We start from the raw sequence: 17,304 nt of genomic DNA, 5'->3' as shown, positions 1-17,304 counted from the left end.
GCGACGGGGCCGCAGCCGCAGGGCTGGTTTCCGGGGTGGCTCAGCCCCAGGACTGGCCGCCGGAGTTGCCGCGGCGGCGGACGGCGAACACCACGCCGATGACGATGCCGGCGACGACCAGGACACCGAGGGCGATACCGCCGATGAGCATCACCTGGTCCTTGCCGCTCGCGGGCGGGTCGGGGTCGGCACCCTTGTCGGCGCCGGGGACGACGCCCTTCTGGGGCGCCTTGCCCTGCGGCATCGGCAGCGGCCCCTGCGCGGGACCGGCCGCGACGTCGCGCCGCAGGGCGGGACCGGGCTGGATGAAACCGTAGCCGTAGTGGGTGTCCGGCAGCTTGAGGTGCTTGTCCTTCTCGGCCTGGGCCAGGCCCGCGGTCTTCACCAGGCGGTTGGCGATCTGGCCGGTGGTGAGGTCGGGGAACTTCTGCTTGAGCAGGGCGGCGGCGGCGGAGACGTAGGCACTCGCCGCGGAGCTGCCGTTCGCTTCGGTGTTGTAGGCGGAGTCGCTCTTGCCCGTTGCTACGGGGACCTGTTCACCGGGAGCGAGGAGGTCCGTGTCCGAGTTGTAGTTGTTGGCCTCGGCCGCCTGGCCGTACTGGTCCACCGAGCCCACCCCGATAACGCCGGGGCAAGCCACCGGGTAGCTCTTGCGGGACAAACCGTCGTTGCCCACGGCGGCCACGACCACCACGCCCTTCTCAATGGCGTAATGAACGGACTCGCAGATATCCGCAGCGCGTACGGTCTCGCCATAGGACATGTTGATGACGTCAGCGCCATGGTCCGCTGCCCACCGCGTGGCCTGCCCGCTGTTCTTGTATTCCGGAACAGGAAGGAGCTTGGCCTCGGGCGCCAGCCCCTTGATGCCTTGAGATCCATCCGGGCCGTGTCCACGGCCGGCGATGATCCCGGCCATCGCGGTGCCGTGGTCGCGGACCTCCTCACCCGGCTCCAGGTGCCTGGCGTGCTCGGCCTCAGTCGCCTTGCCGAAGTCCGGACCGGGCAGGAACTGGCCCTTGAGGTCCTGATGCGTCGTACGGAAGCCACTGTCCAGGACCGCCACCGTCACACCCTTGCCGGTGGCCTCCTTCCAGAGCTGCCGGGCCCCGAATGCCTCCAGCGGCCACAGATCCTTGCGCACCTGATCTGCGGAGGCACTTCCGCCCGCGGCCAGCAGCAGCGCTCCGGTCAGCGCAGCACCCACCGTCGCGCGCAGTGTTCGGGTGACCCTCATCCTTCGCTCCTTCTTGCTGTGCTGCCCGGCGGCATTCTTCCGTCCGAGAAATGGCCCCGCACTCCTGAGTGCGGGGCCATGACTCATCGGCCGCATACGACGCTATCGTCGGCCTACTCGATGACGCGAGGGGCCACATTACGCTTCGAGGCCCAGGTCTCCTCGTCCTCGACGAGGTAATCGGGGCGCTGCCCGGCGGTGCGTTCCTTATCGCCCTTCTTGTCCTTGCCCTTGGCGCCGGCGGCACCCGCCGCTGCCTGCATGCCGCCACGGCTGCGGTGCAGCCCGGAGCCGCCCTGCTTGCCACCGCCCGCCGGGCTGCCCGGCTTGCCGACCACACCGCCGCGGGTACGCGCCTGGGGACCGCCGCGCCCGGCCGTGCCCCCCTTGGCGCCGCCTGCCGCGCCGGCTCCGGCAGCGCCCGGCATACCGCCGCGCATGCCGCCACCGCGCATGCCGCCTGCGCCACCACCGCGCGGCGTCCCGACCACACCGGGCGCGATCAGGCCCCCGGAGAAGCCACCCGAACCGCCGGAGACGCCATGACCGCCGCCCGACGTCCCACCGCTGATGCCGTGTCCGCCACCCGACGGCGGGGCGAGGGTGCCGCCCTGTACACCGTCGAGTCCGGTGGTCACGGGTAGTTCGGGCCGGCTGAACTTCGGGCCGTCGAATCCTTCCGGTACGGCGCCGCCACCTGCCCCGTTGGGCATGTTCGGCGTCTGCGCCGACGACGGGTGAGGGGAGGTACCGCCCGTGATGGGCATGCGTACCGGAGGGGGCGGGGTATGCGTCGGCGGGCGCTTGGGCCAGTCACCCGTGGGACCGCCCGGGTCGACGCTCTCCCTGAGGTAGCTCTTGTGGCCGTCGTAGTTGGCTGCCAGCTCGTCCATCACGATGACGGCCTCGACCTGACGCTCCTTGGTCAAGGACAGACTGTCCCGGTTGAGCTCCAGCGCCATGCGGGTGTCCATCTTGGGGTTCGCCATGTCCTGCTTGAACTGGCCGTCATCGCCGCTGTCGTCGGTCGCCCGGTCCACGACTCCCGGGTCATGGATCTTCGACATGGCCTTCTTGGCCTCACGAAGATTGTGGGCGACTCCGACCTCCGGCCCCGACGAGCGGGAACCGATCAGCGTGGATTCAACGTTCCGGGAGTGCTCGTAGGTCCTGTCGATCTTCTCAAGCACCTTGACGGCTTCCCTGCGGAATGCTTGGGCCGCCGAACCCTCCCAGTGCGCCGTGGCGTGATCCACAGCGTCCATGAACGCCTTGCGGATACCGCCATGGCCGTCCTCGCCGCCCAGCCGGTCGGCGGAGGCGCGCCAGTGCCCGCCCGAGGTCTCGATCGTGCCGGGGCTGGCGTTCTCGATCATCGCCCGGAGTGCATCGATGCCGTGGTGATGGAAGTCGGAGGGCGAACGGGGAGTGAGGCGCTGGTCCTTGAACGACCTCAGCCGCTCCTCCCGCTCACGGTCCTTGCGCTGCCGCTCCATCGCCTTGGCGCTTTCCATCTCCTGCTTGGCGTCAACCACGCAGGCCCCCCTTCGTCTTCATCTCCGCCTCTCGTGCGTGCATCGCCCCGGCCCGTCAGCCGTTCATCGAGGTCTTGGCGCCGTGCTCCTGGTCCTCGTAGGCGCCCCGGCTGGCTTCCGTCTTCTCACCGAACTTGTGGATGAGGTCCTGGAGCGCGTTGATGACCTGCGACATGTACTCCTGCATGTCGTCGTGGGCTCCGGCGAGGTCGTTGGCCTCGAGGAAGTTGATCCCGAACGCGGACTTCGGAATCGTGGTGCTGTACTTCACCTTCTGGCTGGGCTCGTCCATGTCGGCCCGCAGGCGCCTGAGCTGGCGTACGACGCCGTCCAGTTCGTCGAGATCGACCTTGAACCGCTCACTCATTACCGCTCTCCCCGTTTCCCCGCGTGCCCCGCTCGCCCCTCTCGCACCGCCTACGAATCCGCCACGCTAAGGGCAACATAAAGTCAATAAATACTAGGGAGTCGGCTCCCTCGATCGCAAGATCGAAAGTCAGGATCTGTCCGATTTAGTGCGGGATCACACCACACTTTGTCGACGGGTTGTTACCTGGGCGGCGCAACCCCTGCACCGCCCGGTCACGCCCGCAGGGAAGCCAGTTCGACCACCGTGACGTCCGGCGGCGTCCCCACCCGTACGGGCGGGCCCCAGGCGCCCGCGCCGCGCGTGACGTAGAGCTGGGTGTCGCCGTAGCGCTCCAGGCCGGCGACGGTGGGGTTGGTGGCCGCGGCGACATAGGTGAAGGGCCACATCTGCCCGCCGTGGGTGTGGCCGGAGAGCTGCAGGTCCACGCCGTAGCGGACGGTGTCGTGGATGGTGACCGGCTGGTGGGCCAGCAGGACCGCGGCCCGGGTGGGGTCCCGGTCGCCCAGGGCCCGTTCGTAGTCCGGGCCCGCGTGATCCCTCGCGCCGGCCAGGTCGTTGATGCCCGCGAGATCGAACCCGGGCAGCTCGGTGCGCGCGTTCTCCAGCGGGTGGATCCCCAACTCCCTTACATGGTCGACCCATTGGGCGGCGCCCGAGTAGTACTCGTGGTTGCCGGTGACGAAGTACGCGCCGTGCCGGGAGCGCAGCTCGCGCAGCGGTTCCGCGGCCGGGGCGAGGTCGGCGACGCTGCCGTCGACCAGGTCGCCGACGATGGCCACCAGATCGGGTCCGGTCCGGTTGATCGTCTCGACGACGCGCCGGGTGTGGGCGCGGCCGAGCGTCGGCCCCAGGTGGATGTCGCTGACGACCGCGATACGGAAGCCGTGTGCCGCGCGCGGCAGTTTGGCCAGCGGAACGGTGACCCGCTTGACGGACGGGCCGCGCAGCGTCGTCGCGGTGCCGTACCCGACGGTGGCCGCGGCGGCCAGGGACGCGCCGGCCGCGACCGCCCGCGCGAGGAACAGCCGCCGGGGCGGCGCGGGGAGCGGCGGCAGCGCGGGCGTACCGGGCGGCAGGAGGGTGGGGGCCGAGGAGGGGGCCGCGGCGGAGGGCGGGTCGGCGGGGACCCGCCGCACCGGGACGGCGGCCGACGCGGCCGACGCGGCCGACGCGGTCTCGGGGGCCTCCCGCCCGTCGGCCTCACGTGCCCGGGGCACCCGCAGCCACACCGCCCGTACGGCCTCCCCCACCAGCAGCGCCGGCGTCAGATAGACCACCAGCGCCAGCCAGAGGTATCCGGGCCAGGCGAGCGCCTGTTGGACGGCGAAGGGCAGGCCGACGCGCCCGGAGAGCGGTGCGGCCAGGGCGATCAGCGGCAGCGCGAACAGCGCGACGGTGCCCGCACGGCGCGGCCGGCCGGCCGGTGCGGTGGTGTCGCGGACGAGCCGGCACCACAGGTACCGGTGCACGCCGAAGAACAGCCCGAGGACCGGGACCACGATCAGGGCGAAGATCACGGCGCCTCCCCTGGCAGTTGCGTGCTCTCCCAGCGGAGCACGCTATAGCCCCGGCCGTACGGGACCGACACGGGCACGCGGATCGGCCGGGCGCCCGACGAGGCGGGAATCGGGCAACTCGGGGAAACCACACGGCCGTCGGCGGCATCCTGGGTGCCACACGCACCGCACGGCACTCCCGGGATCCCGGAGGCGACGCACTGATGGCAACCACCACACCCGACCCGCGCCAGGGCGGCACTCGGGACGGCTCGGACGACGAAGCACACGGCGGCCCGCCGCCGGACCGGCAGGACCGGATCGTCGCGACCATGACCGCCCTCCAGGCCGACCTGGCCCGCTCCGAGGGCAAGGCGAGCCTGCTGCTGGCCTTATCCGGAGCCGCACTGGTCGCGCTGGTCTCGGCGGCCGGCGGCCTCCGCCTGACGGTGCCCGCCGCCGTGGCCGGGGCGCTCGGCACCGCCGCGCTGCTGGCCGCGACCGCGCTGCTGCTGCTCGCGGTCCGCCCCGACCTCGGGGGCAGCGGCTGGACGAGCTGGTCCCGGCTGAGCGTCGGGCAGCTGCGCGAGCGGCTGGCGTCCGGCTACCAGGTGGACCATCTGAGGTTCATGGCCGCCCTCGCCGCGCGGAAGTTCCGGCTGATCCGGGCGGCGGTGGACTTCCTGCTCGCCGGCCTCGGACTGCTGGCGCTGACGGCCGTGCTGATGCGGACGACCTGACCGTCCGCCCCCGCCGCGGGACACGGGGCCACCGGCCGGATACTGGCAGGACAGGCTCCCCCGCGCTTAAGGACACACCCCATGAAGCTCAGCCGCCCCGTCTCCTGGTTCCTCCTCGCCTTCGGCGTCTGGTCATGGGTGGTGTGGACGACCTTCGTCAAGAACCTGCTCAAGGACGCCAGCGGGCTGGCCTTCGATCACGGGAGCCCCACCGCGTACTTCTGGGTCCACCTCGTCCTGGCCATCACCTCGTTCCTCCTGGGCACCGCCATCGGCGTGATCGGTCTCCGGGGCCTGCGCGCACTGCGCCGGGAGTCGGCGGGGACGGCGACGAAGAGCTGACCGCGTCGGGCCGCCGCGCCGGCGGGACCGGGGCCGGCGCCCCCTCTTCCGTGCGAGCCCGTGCCGCCGTACCGTCGAAACATGGCCCGTAGGCCCGCAGGGGATTCCCTGCGGTAGTCACCCGCCCCGACCGCTCGACCGTCCAGGTCTTCGCGGCCGGGGCGGTGGCTTGAGTGCCGTTCCCTCCGCGTGGCCCCCATCAGACGCCGGGCTCGACGCCGGCTCTTCTCCAGCCGTCCCACGCCCCGTCGGCATCCATGAGCGATGTCACATCCCGGACGGACTGCTTTGGGCTCCCGATTCGGGATCCCAACCGGACCGGCTGACGTCTTTGAACCCGTGGACTACCTGCCAACCCGACCGCCGGCCGACGCCCCGCCGGCGGCAACCTGCGCTTCGGGCGGCGCTTCGAAGGCGTCGGGGCGGCGACACGCACCGTGTCATGCGCTCTGACCTGCTCTTTCCTCCAGTCCCTGCGGTGATGGCCAGTTATTTGTGAAAGGTGAGCCAGATGAACCAGCTCCACACCCCGAAGGCGAGCGGGAATCAGCACACGGGGCGCGAGGGCTTCATGAGTTCCGGTGGGGGCAGCGGCTCCATCCGGCGGTCCGCAGGGGCACTCTTCCGTGGGGTGCTGTCGGCATCACGGGCAAGGGGGGGTACGTTCAGCGACGTGCCGACGACCTTCCGTGCTTACCCGGCTTCCCCGAACCCGATCACGCCGACCGCCTCCACCGCGCCGAGCACCGCCGGCGCGCCCGGTGGCGCCGGACGTGCGGCGCGTAACGGCCTTCCCGTACGCACCGTCGCCGCACTGGCCGCCTCCGGGCTGCTGGCCACCCCGCTGCTGGCCGGCACCGCGTACGCCGATCCCAAGGCGCCCGCGCCCCCGGCGAAGATGTCGCAGATCGGCGGGGACCGGCTGGGCACGCCCGGCGTCCAGGTGCAGCTCAAGCCCGGTGCGCCCAAGCTGCCGGGGCCGGACGCGCTGACCGGCCGCTCGTGGATCGTCTCCGACGCCGAGTCGGGCAAGGTGCTGGCCGCCAAGAACCCGCACTGGCGGCTGGCGCCGGCCAGCACGCTGAAGATGTTGTTCGCGGACACCGTGCTGCCGAAGTTCCCCAAGGACCGGAAGTACACCGTCAAGCCCGCCGACCTGGAGGGCATGGGCGTGGGCAGCAGCCTGGTCGGGATAAAGGAGAACCTGACCTACACGGTCCACGACCTGTGGCTCGGGGTCTTCCTGCGCTCCGGCAACGACGCGGTGCACACCCTCTCGGCGATGAACGGCGGAACGGAGGCCACCGTCATGCAGATGCAGAAACACGCCAAGGAACTCAACGCCAACGACACCCACGTGGTGACGCCCGACGGGTACGACGCGCCGGGGCAGGTCTCCAGCGCCTACGACCTGAGCCTGTTCGCCCGGTCGGGCCTTACGAACGCCGACTTCCGCGAGTACTGCTCGACGGCGTTCGCGCAGTTCCCCGGGGACAAGGGCAAGGACGGCAAGCGGGCGACGTTCGGCATCCAGAACACCAACCGGCTGCTCAGCGGCGATTACGACATGAAGCCGTACCCGGGCATCGCCGGGGTGAAGAACGGCTCGACCACCAACGCCGGGTCGACCTTCACCGGCGTGGCCCAACGCGGCGAGCGCAAGCTGCTGGTGACGGTCATGAACCCGGCGAAGAAGGAGCACAACGAGGCCTACAAGGAGGCCGCCAAGCTGCTCGACTGGGGCTTCGCCGCGGCCGACAAGGTCGAGCCGGTCGGCCGGCTCGTCGGGCCGCGGAGCGAGGACGACGGCACCGGCGCGGTGGGCGCCAAGGGCAAGGGCGCGCACGAGAGCACCCAGGCCGGGCTGAACGGCACCGGCGGCGGGGGCGGCGCCTGGACCGCGATCGCGGTCGCCGGTGGCGCGATGGCCCTGATCGGTGTCGTGGCGCTGGCCGTGCACCGCCGCCGGCCGCTGCCGGCACTCGTACGGGGCCGCGGGCGGGGACGGCGCTCGGAGCGCTGATCCGGACCCGGCCGGGACGGGACGGGCGCTTGCGTCATGCGCTCGCCCGCCCCGCCGCCCCGTCCGGGCCCTCACCCGCCTCGCCGCTCTCCTCGCCCTTCGCGCCCTGCGCGTCGCCCTTCTCCTCGACGCCCCTCTCCTCGCTCGTCTCCCCGGCCGTGGCGGTCCAAGAGGCGCAGTACACCAGCAGCTTGGCGGTGAAGTTGATCCACAGCAGCAGGGCGATCGGGGTGCCGAAGGCGCCGTAGACGTTGCGTGCGGCGACGCCCCGGAGGTAGCCGCTCAGCAGCAGCTTCAGCAGTTCGAAACCGATGGCGCCCATGAGGCTCGCGACCGCGACGACACGGCGCCGGGGGTGGACACCGGGGAGCCTGGTCAGGACGTAGGCGAGCAGCACGAAGTCCGCGAGGACGGCGATGCAGAAGCCGGCGGTCTTGAGCAGGACGGCGCCGATGCCGTCCTCGGGCAGCCCGATCGCGTCGGCCGCCCTGTCGACCACCGCGGTCGCGAAGGCCGAGGCGCCCAGCGAGAGCATCGCGACGCCGCCGAGTCCCAGCAGCACGCCGCCGTCACGGAGCTTGCCGAGGAAGAAGTTGGTGTCCTCGTCGCCCTTCTCCCATACGGCGCGCAGGCAGTCGCGCAGCGATTCGACCCAGCCGAGGCCGGTCAGCAGCAGCGCGGCGCCGGCGACCAGACCGACGGTGGCGGCGTTGTCGACCAGCGCGACCAGATCGAGCTGGCCGGAGATGCCGGGGACCTGTTCGGCGAGTTTCTCCTGCAGCGTGTGCAGCTGGCCGTCGCTGAGCAGCGCGGCGCCGATCGCGGCGGCGACGGTGAGCAGCGGGAAGAGCGCGACGAAGCTGGTGAAGGTGATCGCGGCGGCGAGCCTGGTCCAGTGCACCCGCAGCATGCGTTCGTAGGCGCGCCACAGGTGGGTGGTCATCAGGCGGCGGACGGCCGGTCCGATCACCGGAAGCTTGCTCAACCACTCCATGGCGTTCCCCTCGCTGCGCTCCGTGAGATCGAAACTACGCCACGCGATGGGGCTCGCTGCTCAGCAGGACGGCGCGGGCGGGCGGGAGAGGTCCACCGCCTGGCGCGGGACGCCGCTCGTGTGCGGGCCGAAGGGGTACTCCCGCTCCAGGCGCCACACCGCGTCCGCGCCCTGCTCGTACAGGGCGAAGCCGCCGATCGTCCAGGTCGCGGAGAAGTCCCCGAGCTCGCTCTGGGCGCGGTCCATGGCGCCCTCGGCGATGCCGTGGGCGACCGTGACATGCGGGTGGTAGGGGAACTGCAGCTCGCGGGCGCAGGGGCCGGAGGCGGCGCGGACCCGGGCCTGCAGGGCGGTGCAGCCCGCCTCGCCCTCGGCGACCTTGACGAAGACGACCGGGGAGAGCGGGCGGAAGGTGTCGGTGCCTTCCAGGCGGAGCGGGAAGGGGCGGAAGGCGGCCGCGACCGCGGCGAGGTGGCGTTCGATGCCGGGCAGTGCCTCGGCGTGGACCTCGGTCGGCGGGAGGAGGGTGATGTGCGTGGGGATGCCGTGTGCGGCCGGGTCCCCGAAGCTCTCGCGCTTCCGCTGAAGGAAGCTGCCGTACGGCTCCGGGACCGCGATCGAAACGCCCAGCGTTACGGTCCCCACTGCGTTCTCCCTCCTGACGTGTGTGCGGCACGCTCGCGCACCCTCATAGTGTGCCGGGTGCGCGCCCCTTGCGGGGAGCGTCCCCCGCCCTGTGACAAACAGGGCCATGGGCCCCCCGAGGCGGGGACCCACTGCTCTGTGCGGACCGTCCGGCGGGTCCGTGCGGCCGCGCGGACGGGTCCCGTCAGTGCTTGGCCGGCAGCAGTCCGAGCCGGTCATAGGTGGTGGCGAGGGTCTCGGCGGCGACCGCGCGGGCCTTCTCCGCACCCTTGGCCAGGATCGAGTCCAGCGTCTCGGGGTCGTCCAGATATTCCTGCGTACGGTCCCGGAACGGTGTGACGAATTCGACCATCACCTCGGCGAGGTCGGTCTTGAGGGCGCCGTACATCTTGCCCTCGTACTCCCGCTCCAGCTCCGGGATCGAGGTGCCCGTGAGGGAGGAGTGGATCGTCAGGAGGTTGGAGACGCCCGGCTTGTTCTCGGTGTCGTAGCGGATCACGGTGTCGGTGTCGGTGACCGCGCTCTTGACCTTCTTCGCCGTCGCCTTCGGCTCGTCCAGGAGGTTGATCAGGCCCTTCGGCGTGGACGCCGACTTGCTCATCTTGATCGACGGGTCCTGGAGGTCGTAGATCTTGGCCGTCTCCTTGAGGATGTACGGCGCCGGGATCGTGAAGGTGTCGCCGTAGCGGCCGTTGAAGCGCTCGGCGAGGTCGCGGGTCAGCTCGATGTGCTGGCGCTGGTCCTCGCCCACCGGGACCTGGTGGGCCTGGTAGAGGAGGATGTCGGCGACCTGGAGGATCGGGTACGTGAACAGGCCGACGGAGGCGCGGTCGGCGCCCTGCTTGGCGGCCTTGTCCTTGAACTGGGTCATCCGGGAGGCCTCGCCGAAGCCGGTGAGGCAGTTCATGACCCAGCCGAGCTGGGCGTGCTCGGGCACATGGCTCTGCACGAAGAGCGTGCAGCGCTCCGGGTCGAGGCCGGCGGCCAGCAGCTGGGCGGCCGCGATCCGGGTGTTCCGCCGCAGCTCCGCCGGGTCCTGCGGAACGGTGATCGCATGCAGGTCGACGACCATGTAGAAGGCGTCGTGGGACTCCTGCAGCGCTACCCACTGGCGGACGGCGCCGAGGTAGTTGCCGAGGTGGAAGGAGCCGGCGGTGGGCTGAATGCCGGAGAGCACACGCGGACGATCGAGAGCCATGGCACCGATTGTCTCAGGTCGCGCGTGCTCCCCGGCGCGTGGCCGGGAAATGCCCCGGGGCCGCAGGTGCCCGGGACCGCAGGGGCCCCGGGCGCCGACGGTCGCGGACTCAGCCGCCGATCGGCAGGCCCGGCGCCGGATAGGCCGCCATCAGCTCGGCGACCTCCCCACGGATCGCCCCCAGTGCCGCCTCGTCGCCCTCGGCCGCGGCCCGTACGGCCCGGTCGATCCACTCCGCGACCTGCGGCATCCGGTCCGTGCCCAGGCCTCGGGAGGTCAGCGAGGGGGTGCCGATGCGGATGCCCGAGGGATCGAAGGGCTTGCGCGGGTCGAACGGGACGGTGTTGTAGTTGACGACGATGCCGGCCCGGTCCAGGGCCTTCGCGGCCACCTTGCCGGGGACGTCCTTGGAGGTGAGGTCGATCAGCACCAGGTGGTTGTCGGTACCGCCGGAGACCAGGTCGTAGCCGCGGGCCAGCAGCGCCTCGGCGAGCGCCTTGGCGTTGGCGACGACGGCGTGCGCGTACTGCCCAAAGGACGGGGCGGCCGCCTCGTGCAGGGCGACCGCGATGGCGGCGGTGGTGTGGTTGTGCGGGCCGCCCTGCAGGCCCGGGAAGACGGCCTTGTCGAGGGCCTTGGCGTGACTGGCGCGGGACATCAGCATCGCGCCGCGCGGCCCGCGCAGGGTCTTGTGCGTGGTCGTGGAGATCACGTCGGCGTGCGGTACGGGCGAGGGGTGGGCGCCGCCCGCGATCAGGCCGGCGATGTGCGCGATGTCCGCGACGAGGACCGCGTCGACCTCCCGCGCGATCTCGCCGAAGGCGGCGAAGTCGATGGTGCGGGGGACGGCCGTGCCACCACAGAAGATGATCTTCGGGCGCTCCTTGCGGGCGAGGTCGCGCACCTCGTCGAAGTCGATCAGCCCGCTGTCGGCGCGTACGCCGTACTGGACGCCGCGGAACCAGGTGCCGGTGGCCGAGACGCCCCACCCGTGGGTGAGGTGGCCGCCCATCGGCAGCGCCATGCCCAGCACGGTGTCGCCGGGCTCGGCGAAGGCCAGGTACGCGGCGAGGTTGGCGGGCGAGCCGGAGTACGGCTGGACGTTGGCGTGTTCGACGCCGAAGACGGCCTTGGCGCGCTCGACGGCCAGCGTCTCGACGCGGTCGATGTTCTGCTGGCCTTCGTAGTAGCGACGGCCCGCGTACCCCTCGCTGTACTTGTTCTGCAGGACCGTGCCGGTGGCTTCCAGGACGGCGGCGGAGACGTAGTTCTCGCTGGGGATCAGCCGCAGGGTGTCGGCCTGGAGCCGCTCCTCGGCGCCCACGAGGGCGGCGAGTTCGGGATCGGCGGCGTGCAGCGCGGGATGGGAAAGGGGCAGTGACATGGCGTCCTCCGGGGCGCTCGATCGGTGGTCCGGTCGGGTCCCGGGTGCCCAGGCGGGCGGCACCTCGTGATGGTGTCCTCGCACCGCTCCCTCGGGGTCGATTCCCCGCACGCCAGTCGCGGTGCGCACCGTCGAGTCTAGGGGTGCCGTCCAGGGGGTGCCGCTCCGATCCCGGTATCCCGCCGACGCCGGAACACCGAACCGTCCCAACGGCTTCCGAACAAACCACCCACGCGGCAAGATAGAGGGGCATCTCGATGCATATGCCCCGTACGGCCTACCGAACGGAGTCACCGGTGACGTCAACGGAACGCAGCATCGCCGCCGCCGAAGCCCACAGCGCGCACAACTACCATCCGCTGCCCGTCGTCGTGGCCACCGCCGAGGGCTCCTGGATGACGGATGTGGAGGGCCGGCGCTATCTGGACATGCTCGCCGGGTACTCCGCGCTGAACTTCGGGCACGGCAACCGCCGTCTGCTGGACGCCGCCAAGGCCCAGCTGGAACGGGTCACGCTCACCTCGCGCGCCTTCCACCACGACCGGTTCGGTGACTTCTGCGCCGCGCTGGCCGAACTGTGCGGGATGGAGCTGGTGCTGCCGATGAACACCGGCGCCGAGGCGGTCGAGACGGCCGTCAAGACGGCCCGCAAGTGGGGCTACGAGGTGAAGGGCGTCCCGGACGGCCAGGCCAAGATCATCGTCGCGGAGAACAACTTCCACGGCCGGACCACCACCATCGTCTCCTTCTCCACCGACCCCGAGGCCCGCGCCGGCTTCGGCCCGTACACCCCCGGCTTCGAGATCGTCCCGTACGGCGACCCGGCGGCGCTGGAGGCGGCCGTCGACGACCGCACCGTCGCCGTCCTCCTGGAACCGATCCAGGGCGAGGCGGGCGTGCTGGTGCCGCCGCCGGGCTACCTGGCGGGCGTGCGGGAGCTGACCCGCCGCCGGAACGTGCTGTTCATCGCCGACGAGATCCAGTCCGGGCTGGGCCGCACGGGCCGGACCTTCGCCTGCGAGCACGAGGGCGTGGTGCCCGACATGTACGTACTGGGCAAGGCGCTGGGCGGCGGAGTGGTGCCGGTGTCGGCGGTGGTCTCCTCCCGCGAGGTGCTCGGGGTCATCGCGCCCGGCGAGCACGGCTCGACGTTCGGCGGCAACCCGCTCGCCTGCGCGGTGGCACTGGAGGTCATCGCGATGCTGCGGACCGGTGAACTCCAGCAGCACGCCGCGGAGTTGGGCGAGCATCTGCACAGCGAGCTGAGGCTGCTGGTGGGCGACGGCACGGTGGACGCGGTGCGCGGCCGCGGGCTGTGGGCGGGCGTGGACATCAACCCCGCGCGCGGCACCGGCCGGGAGGTCTCCGAGCAGCTGATGGCGCGGGGCGTGCTGGTCAAGGACACCCACGGCGCGACGATCCGGATCGCCCCGCCGCTGGTGATCAGCAAGGAGGACCTGGACTGGGGGCTGGCCCGGCTGCGGGAGGTGCTGGAGGGGTAGCGGGTGCCGCGAGCACGCAGCGGGCGACCGGCGGGCCGAGGGCCCTGGCCGCTCGCTGCGCCATGCGGCGGACGGGCGCGCACGGTGACGGGTGGGCACGCCGCATGGGCGCGCGGCGCCCGGTGCACTCGCGGTGGCGCGCCTCAGCGGATCACATGCGGCACGAAACGCGCGTACTCGTCCGTGACCGGTCCGGACGACTCGCGGATGCCCAGCCCCGCCGCCTCGTCCTCGACGACCCAGGCGCCGAGGACGACACGGTTGCCGTCGAAGTCCGGCAGCGGCGCCAGTTCCTGGTAGCAGCACGGGTCTTCGGGCCCGCGCGGCACCGGGGCGGCACCCGGCTCGTGCAGCGTGACGCCGGCGCCCTCCCGGCCGAGCAGCGGCTTGGCCGCGTATCCGCGGGTGTGCGCCAGCTCGCGCGGCCCGTCGAGGTACGCGGGCAGCAGGTTCGGATGCCCGGGGTAGAGCTCCCACAGCACCGCCAGCAGCGCCTTGTTGGAGAGCAGCATCTTCCAGGCGGGTTCGATCCAGAGGGTGGAGCCGGTGCCGCCGCCGTTGTCGAGGGTGTCCAGGACGTACCCGCCGAAGTCGTCGGTGGCCAGCCACTCCCACGGGTAGAGCTTGAAGCACGCCCGCATGAAGCGCAGCCGCTGGTCGACGAAGCGGCCCGAGAGCCGGTCCCAGCCGATGTCCTCCATCGAGACGGCGACCGTCTCCAGGCCCGCCTGCTGCGCCGTCTCCTCCAGATACGCGACGGTCATCAGGTCCTCGCCGAGCTCGTCGCCCGCGGAGTGCGCGAAGTGCAGCGGCGCACCGGGCGGCAGCAGCGGGGCCTGCCGCTTCCAGGCCGCCACCAGCCGCTCGTGCAGCGAGTTCCACTGGTCGGCGCCCGGGAAGCGCTCCTCCATCCAGAACCACTGCGGGCTGGCGGCCTCGACCAGCGAGGTCGGCGTATCGGCGTTGTACTCCAGCATCTTGGCCGGGCCGGTGCCGTCGTAGTGCAGGTCGAACCGCCCGTAGAGGGAGGGGAGTTCGTCGCGCCGGCGCCAGGACTCGGCGACCAGGGCGGCCAGCCGGGGATCGTCGATGCCGAGGTCGGCGAAGCGGTCGTGCTCGACGATGTGCGCGGCCGCGGCCAGGCACATGCCGTGCAGCTCCTCGACGACCTCCTCCAGGGCCTCGACCTCGGGGAGGGTGAACTCGTAGTACGCGCTCTCGTCCCAGTACGGCCGCAGCGAATCGTCCGGGTAGCGGGTGAGCGGGTAGATCAGCCCCTGCGCCTCGACGGTCTGCTGCCAGCCGGGGCGGGGCTCGATGGTGTGGCGTTCCATGCCGTCCGGGCCGCTCAGCCGCCGAAGGAGCCGTGCCGGCCGCCGCCGCTGCCGTGCGACCCCGAGCAGCCGAAGCCGCCGCGGTTGACGGCCGAGCTCTTGCTGAAGGTGCCGTCGTCGGCGTACCTGCCGCCCTTGTTGCTCGGGTCGTAGTACCACTGGCCGTCGACGGGGCGCCTGGCGCTTGTGCCGCCGTTCTTGCCGTACCCGCCGCTCGTACCGCCGCTCCCGGTGGACGAGCCGCCGCCCGCGGAGCAGTTCTTGGAGTCGACGATGCGGTAGCCCTTGACCACGTCGTAGCTGTTGCGGTCGACGCAGCGCTTGTCGGGCTCGGAACCGCAGGACGTCAGGGCCGCGGCGAGCGCGCCCATGCCTCCCAGGATCACCGTGCTCGACCGCAGCCGCCGACGTGCCTTCTCGGCCATTTCTTCCCGCTTCCCCCGTGGATGTACTTCGGAAGTCCTTCGGACGTACGTCGTTCTTCGGACGTACATCGCGGTGACTCCGGCCAGCCTAGAGACCCGCTCCTCTCGCCCCCGATACGCCCCCGCCCTGATTCCGACTGATTCCGACTCGTCCCCCTGCGGCCGCCTCACGGCCCTGGGGAGGTTCTGCACCGTCCCGTCCGCTGTGTGCCGGGGGCGGAGGGGGCGAGGAACGGCCCGGACCGAACGGGGTGGGGCGGGGCGGATGGTGACCCGCGCCGGACGCCGGCCGGGGGCTGCACACGGCACCCTAGGCTGGCCGCCATGACGGAAAGCACCCCCGCGCCCGGCCCGATATCCGACGAGCTTTCGCTGCGCCATCCGGTGGCGTCCGACCATGCGCGCCTCCAGGGGGCCCTGGCCGACTGGTGGGGCGGACTGGGCGGTGAAGCGGGCGCACTGCAACGGAAGTTGCTGGTGCCGCGCCTGTTCCTGCAGCACTTCGCCGACACCAGCTTCCTCGTCGAGCGCCCCGACGGCACCCTGCACGCCTTCCTGATCGGCTTCCTCTCCCAGACCGACCCGCGCACGGCCTACATCCACTTCGTCGGCGTGTGCCCCGACGGCAAGCGCGGCGGCGTGGGCAGCGCACTGTACGAGCGCTTCTTCACCCTCGCCCGGGAGGCGGGCCGCAGCCGGGTCCGCTGCATCACCAGCCCCAACAACCGCGACTCCATCGCGTACCACACCCGCATGGGCTTCCGACTGGAGCCGGGTGACCGGACCGACGACGACGGCGTACCGGTGCACACGGACTACGACGGGCCCGGCCTGGACCGGGTGTCCTTCGTACGGGAGTTGTAGCCACGCCTGCTCCGTAGCGGCCATACCTGCCCGCGGCAACTACGCCTGCCCCGCAATCGATCAGCGCCGCCAAGACAACAGAGGCAACCCCGAGCGCACAAAACCCTTCCTTATCAACGGCACGTCTTATGCGGCATGCGGAATGAACAGGGGGAGTCGTGCGTCGGCGTTCACTTCTCGCGGCGACGGCCGCGCTCACTTTGACCGTCACCCTCGGCCTGGGGCTGCTCGGCTGCGGCTCGCCCCGGATGGCGGCCCTGCACGCCGACTGCACGACGAAGAGCCTGCGCTGGAAGCTCACCGTGCTGAAGAAGAAGCCGCACACCACCCACCGCGACGCGCGGCTCTCCATAGCCAACAAGGGCCCGGGGACCTGCGTCTTCCGCGGCTTCCCGGTCTTCGAGGTCCACGTCGGCAAGGGCCCCCTGTCCAACGGACAGGGGCACGGCCGGACCATGCCCATCGATCTCCCCCGCGGCGGCACACTGACCTCCGCGCTGCGCTACAAGGACTCCGACCGGGCCACGCAGCCCGAAGGCTGCATGGTCAGCAACGACACCGCCGTGGTCGCCGCACCGCGCGACGACCGGGACCTCCGCCCGATAACGGCCCACGACGAGAAGGGCCGGCGCACCTCGATGAGCATCTGCGAGGACACCATCTCGATGAGCCCGCCGACGGAGGTCGCGGAGTAGGCCGACGCCCGGAGACAACTCGACGCGCATGAGTGTTCCAGCAGCGCTCCGACCGGATGGAGCAGGACTTTCCCGGTCACGGCCGCTTAGCGGTCAAGCCTCCCGGTGGGAGGCGGCTCAAGCCTCACGGACGAACGTCGCACAGTCCGGACAGTCGTCGAGATATCGGTGCCGGCACTCGACGGTGTGTTGCAGGAAGGCGATCGCCTGCTGCCTGCGGAGCACTTCGCTTTCGAGTGCGGCGATCTTTTCTCGCACGACCGTCTGTGCCGCCGACTTCTTCGGTGACATGGCGGCGGTGATCTGCGGCAACGAGAGCCCGACGCGTCGCAGTTTCAGCACGGTGCGTGCCTGTTCCAGGGCGTTGTCGTCGTAGACGCGGTAGCCGTTGCCATCGCGACGGGTGGTGAGTGCCCCGACGTGTTCCCAGTGCCGCAGCACATGGGATTCGATTCCGAGTTCTGCGGCTGCTTCTCCGATCGTCCTCATCACCTGTTCCTCCTTGCCTTCATGTCGACCT

At 71.3% G+C, this 17,304-nt stretch carries 17 protein-coding genes and 1 riboswitch; of the genes, 6 read left to right on the top strand and 11 right to left on the bottom strand.

Annotated features, from left to right (window positions below):
* Nucleotides 1-40 precede the first annotated feature (40 nt).
* From WAB15_RS25730 to WAB15_RS25715, 4 genes are all read right to left on the bottom strand, one after another.
* Nucleotides 41-1,237 carry a S8 family serine peptidase gene (locus tag WAB15_RS25730; RefSeq protein ID WP_407287705.1) on the bottom strand — a complete coding sequence of 399 codons (1,197 nt, stop codon included), beginning with the start codon at nucleotides 1,235-1,237 and terminating at the stop codon, nucleotides 41-43.
* 113 nt (nucleotides 1,238-1,350) lie between these two features.
* On the bottom strand, nucleotides 1,351-2,772 hold the full coding sequence (locus WAB15_RS25725) for a hypothetical protein (RefSeq protein ID WP_407287704.1): 1,422 nt from the start codon (nucleotides 2,770-2,772) through the stop codon (nucleotides 1,351-1,353).
* 55 nt (nucleotides 2,773-2,827) lie between these two features.
* Nucleotides 2,828-3,139, bottom strand: a complete 312-nt coding sequence (locus WAB15_RS25720) for a hypothetical protein (RefSeq protein ID WP_399148308.1) — start codon at nucleotides 3,137-3,139, stop codon at nucleotides 2,828-2,830.
* A 215-nt stretch (nucleotides 3,140-3,354) separates the two neighbouring features.
* Nucleotides 3,355-4,659: a metallophosphoesterase gene (locus WAB15_RS25715; protein ID WP_407287703.1), complete on the bottom strand. Its 1,305-nt coding sequence runs from the start codon at nucleotides 4,657-4,659 to the stop codon at nucleotides 3,355-3,357.
* 203 nt (nucleotides 4,660-4,862) lie between these two features.
* Here WAB15_RS25715 and WAB15_RS25710 point away from each other — a divergent pair, with 203 nt between their 5' ends.
* The 3 genes from WAB15_RS25710 to WAB15_RS25700 all read left to right on the top strand — a co-directional run bounded on the left by WAB15_RS25710 (nucleotide 4,863) and on the right by WAB15_RS25700 (nucleotide 7,743).
* A complete protein-coding gene (locus tag WAB15_RS25710) occupies nucleotides 4,863-5,378 on the top strand; it encodes a Pycsar system effector family protein (RefSeq protein WP_407287702.1) in 516 nt (171 codons plus the stop codon).
* An 81-nt stretch (nucleotides 5,379-5,459) separates the two neighbouring features.
* A complete protein-coding gene (locus WAB15_RS25705; RefSeq protein ID WP_399148306.1) occupies nucleotides 5,460-5,720 on the top strand; it encodes an SCO4848 family membrane protein in 261 nt (86 codons plus the stop codon).
* Nucleotides 5,721-6,291: 571 nt separating this feature from the next.
* Complete coding sequence (locus WAB15_RS25700) at nucleotides 6,292-7,743, top strand: D-alanyl-D-alanine carboxypeptidase family protein (protein WP_407287701.1); 1,452 nt, start codon at nucleotides 6,292-6,294, stop codon at nucleotides 7,741-7,743.
* Between the two features lie 34 nt (nucleotides 7,744-7,777).
* On the opposite strand, the gene WAB15_RS25695 is transcribed toward WAB15_RS25700, so the two are convergent.
* The 4 genes from WAB15_RS25695 to glyA all read right to left on the bottom strand — a co-directional run bounded on the left by WAB15_RS25695 (nucleotide 7,778) and on the right by glyA (nucleotide 11,964).
* On the bottom strand, nucleotides 7,778-8,737 hold the full coding sequence (locus WAB15_RS25695) for a YihY/virulence factor BrkB family protein (protein ID WP_407287700.1): 960 nt from the start codon (nucleotides 8,735-8,737) through the stop codon (nucleotides 7,778-7,780).
* 60 nt (nucleotides 8,738-8,797) lie between these two features.
* Complete coding sequence (locus tag WAB15_RS25690) at nucleotides 8,798-9,382, bottom strand: 2'-5' RNA ligase family protein (RefSeq protein ID WP_399148303.1); 585 nt, start codon at nucleotides 9,380-9,382, stop codon at nucleotides 8,798-8,800.
* 184 nt (nucleotides 9,383-9,566) lie between these two features.
* Nucleotides 9,567-10,580, bottom strand: a complete 1,014-nt coding sequence (trpS, locus tag WAB15_RS25685) for a tryptophan--tRNA ligase (RefSeq protein ID WP_399148302.1) — start codon at nucleotides 10,578-10,580, stop codon at nucleotides 9,567-9,569.
* A gap of 109 nt (nucleotides 10,581-10,689) precedes the next feature.
* Nucleotides 10,690-11,964, bottom strand: a complete 1,275-nt coding sequence (glyA, locus tag WAB15_RS25680; RefSeq protein WP_407287699.1) for a serine hydroxymethyltransferase — start codon at nucleotides 11,962-11,964, stop codon at nucleotides 10,690-10,692.
* A 39-nt stretch (nucleotides 11,965-12,003) separates the two neighbouring features.
* Nucleotides 12,004-12,094: riboswitch (ZMP/ZTP riboswitch) on the bottom strand.
* Nucleotides 12,095-12,227: 133 nt separating this feature from the next.
* Between glyA and rocD the strand changes: the two genes are divergently transcribed.
* A complete protein-coding gene (rocD, locus tag WAB15_RS25675) occupies nucleotides 12,228-13,466 on the top strand; it encodes an ornithine--oxo-acid transaminase (protein WP_407289295.1) in 1,239 nt (412 codons plus the stop codon).
* 143 nt (nucleotides 13,467-13,609) lie between these two features.
* Here the strand turns inward: rocD and WAB15_RS25670 are convergent, their stop codons facing one another.
* Entirely contained in the window at nucleotides 13,610-14,800 is a 1,191-nt protein-coding gene (locus tag WAB15_RS25670; protein ID WP_399148300.1) for a glutathionylspermidine synthase family protein, read from the bottom strand.
* A 14-nt stretch (nucleotides 14,801-14,814) separates the two neighbouring features.
* A complete protein-coding gene (locus tag WAB15_RS25665) occupies nucleotides 14,815-15,225 on the bottom strand; it encodes a hypothetical protein (protein ID WP_399148299.1) in 411 nt (136 codons plus the stop codon).
* Between the two features lie 324 nt (nucleotides 15,226-15,549).
* Here WAB15_RS25665 and WAB15_RS25660 point away from each other — a divergent pair, with 324 nt between their 5' ends.
* Together WAB15_RS25660 and WAB15_RS25655 are read left to right on the top strand one after the other, a co-directional pair.
* Nucleotides 15,550-16,089, top strand: coding sequence for a GNAT family N-acetyltransferase (locus WAB15_RS25660; protein ID WP_407287698.1), 540 nt, complete (start codon nucleotides 15,550-15,552; stop codon nucleotides 16,087-16,089).
* A gap of 158 nt (nucleotides 16,090-16,247) precedes the next feature.
* Nucleotides 16,248-16,784 (top strand): DUF4232 domain-containing protein, encoded by a 537-nt coding sequence (locus WAB15_RS25655; protein ID WP_407287697.1) that lies wholly within the window; start codon nucleotides 16,248-16,250, stop codon nucleotides 16,782-16,784.
* 117 nt (nucleotides 16,785-16,901) lie between these two features.
* Here WAB15_RS25655 and WAB15_RS25650 read toward each other — a convergent pair whose 3' ends face one another.
* The gene (locus WAB15_RS25650) at nucleotides 16,902-17,273 is read right to left on the bottom strand and encodes a MerR family transcriptional regulator (RefSeq protein WP_407287696.1); all 372 of its coding nucleotides are present in this window, start codon (nucleotides 17,271-17,273) and stop codon (nucleotides 16,902-16,904) included.
* Nucleotides 17,274-17,304 lie beyond the last annotated feature (31 nt).

It is taken from the genome of Streptomyces sirii (genome assembly GCF_045690365.1).
GTDB lineage: Bacteria > Actinomycetota > Actinomycetes > Streptomycetales > Streptomycetaceae > Streptomyces > Streptomyces sirii.
This window is presented reverse-complemented; position numbering and strand designations above follow the sequence as displayed.

Excerpts from the sequence above, each read along its gene's own strand:
- glyA (WP_407287699.1), bottom strand. The coding sequence starts at position 11,964 with ATGTCACTGCCCCTTTCCCATCCCGCGCTGCACGCCGCCGATCCCGAA.
- WAB15_RS25660 (WP_407287698.1), top strand. The coding sequence starts at position 15,550 with ATGACGGAAAGCACCCCCGCGCCCGGCCCGATATCCGACGAGCTTTCG.
- WAB15_RS25720 (WP_399148308.1), bottom strand. The coding sequence starts at position 3,139 with ATGAGTGAGCGGTTCAAGGTCGATCTCGACGAACTGGACGGCGTCGTA.
- WAB15_RS25710 (WP_407287702.1), top strand. The coding sequence starts at position 4,863 with ATGGCAACCACCACACCCGACCCGCGCCAGGGCGGCACTCGGGACGGC.
- WAB15_RS25705 (WP_399148306.1), top strand. The coding sequence starts at position 5,460 with ATGAAGCTCAGCCGCCCCGTCTCCTGGTTCCTCCTCGCCTTCGGCGTC.
- rocD (WP_407289295.1), top strand. The coding sequence starts at position 12,228 with ATGCCCCGTACGGCCTACCGAACGGAGTCACCGGTGACGTCAACGGAA.
- WAB15_RS25650 (WP_407287696.1), bottom strand. The coding sequence starts at position 17,273 with ATGAGGACGATCGGAGAAGCAGCCGCAGAACTCGGAATCGAATCCCAT.
- trpS (WP_399148302.1), bottom strand. The coding sequence starts at position 10,580 with ATGGCTCTCGATCGTCCGCGTGTGCTCTCCGGCATTCAGCCCACCGCC.
- WAB15_RS25665 (WP_399148299.1), bottom strand. The coding sequence starts at position 15,225 with ATGGCCGAGAAGGCACGTCGGCGGCTGCGGTCGAGCACGGTGATCCTG.
- WAB15_RS25670 (WP_399148300.1), bottom strand. The coding sequence starts at position 14,800 with ATGGAACGCCACACCATCGAGCCCCGCCCCGGCTGGCAGCAGACCGTC.
- WAB15_RS25700 (WP_407287701.1), top strand. The coding sequence starts at position 6,292 with ATGAGTTCCGGTGGGGGCAGCGGCTCCATCCGGCGGTCCGCAGGGGCA.
- WAB15_RS25695 (WP_407287700.1), bottom strand. The coding sequence starts at position 8,737 with ATGGAGTGGTTGAGCAAGCTTCCGGTGATCGGACCGGCCGTCCGCCGC.
- WAB15_RS25730 (WP_407287705.1), bottom strand. The coding sequence starts at position 1,237 with ATGAGGGTCACCCGAACACTGCGCGCGACGGTGGGTGCTGCGCTGACC.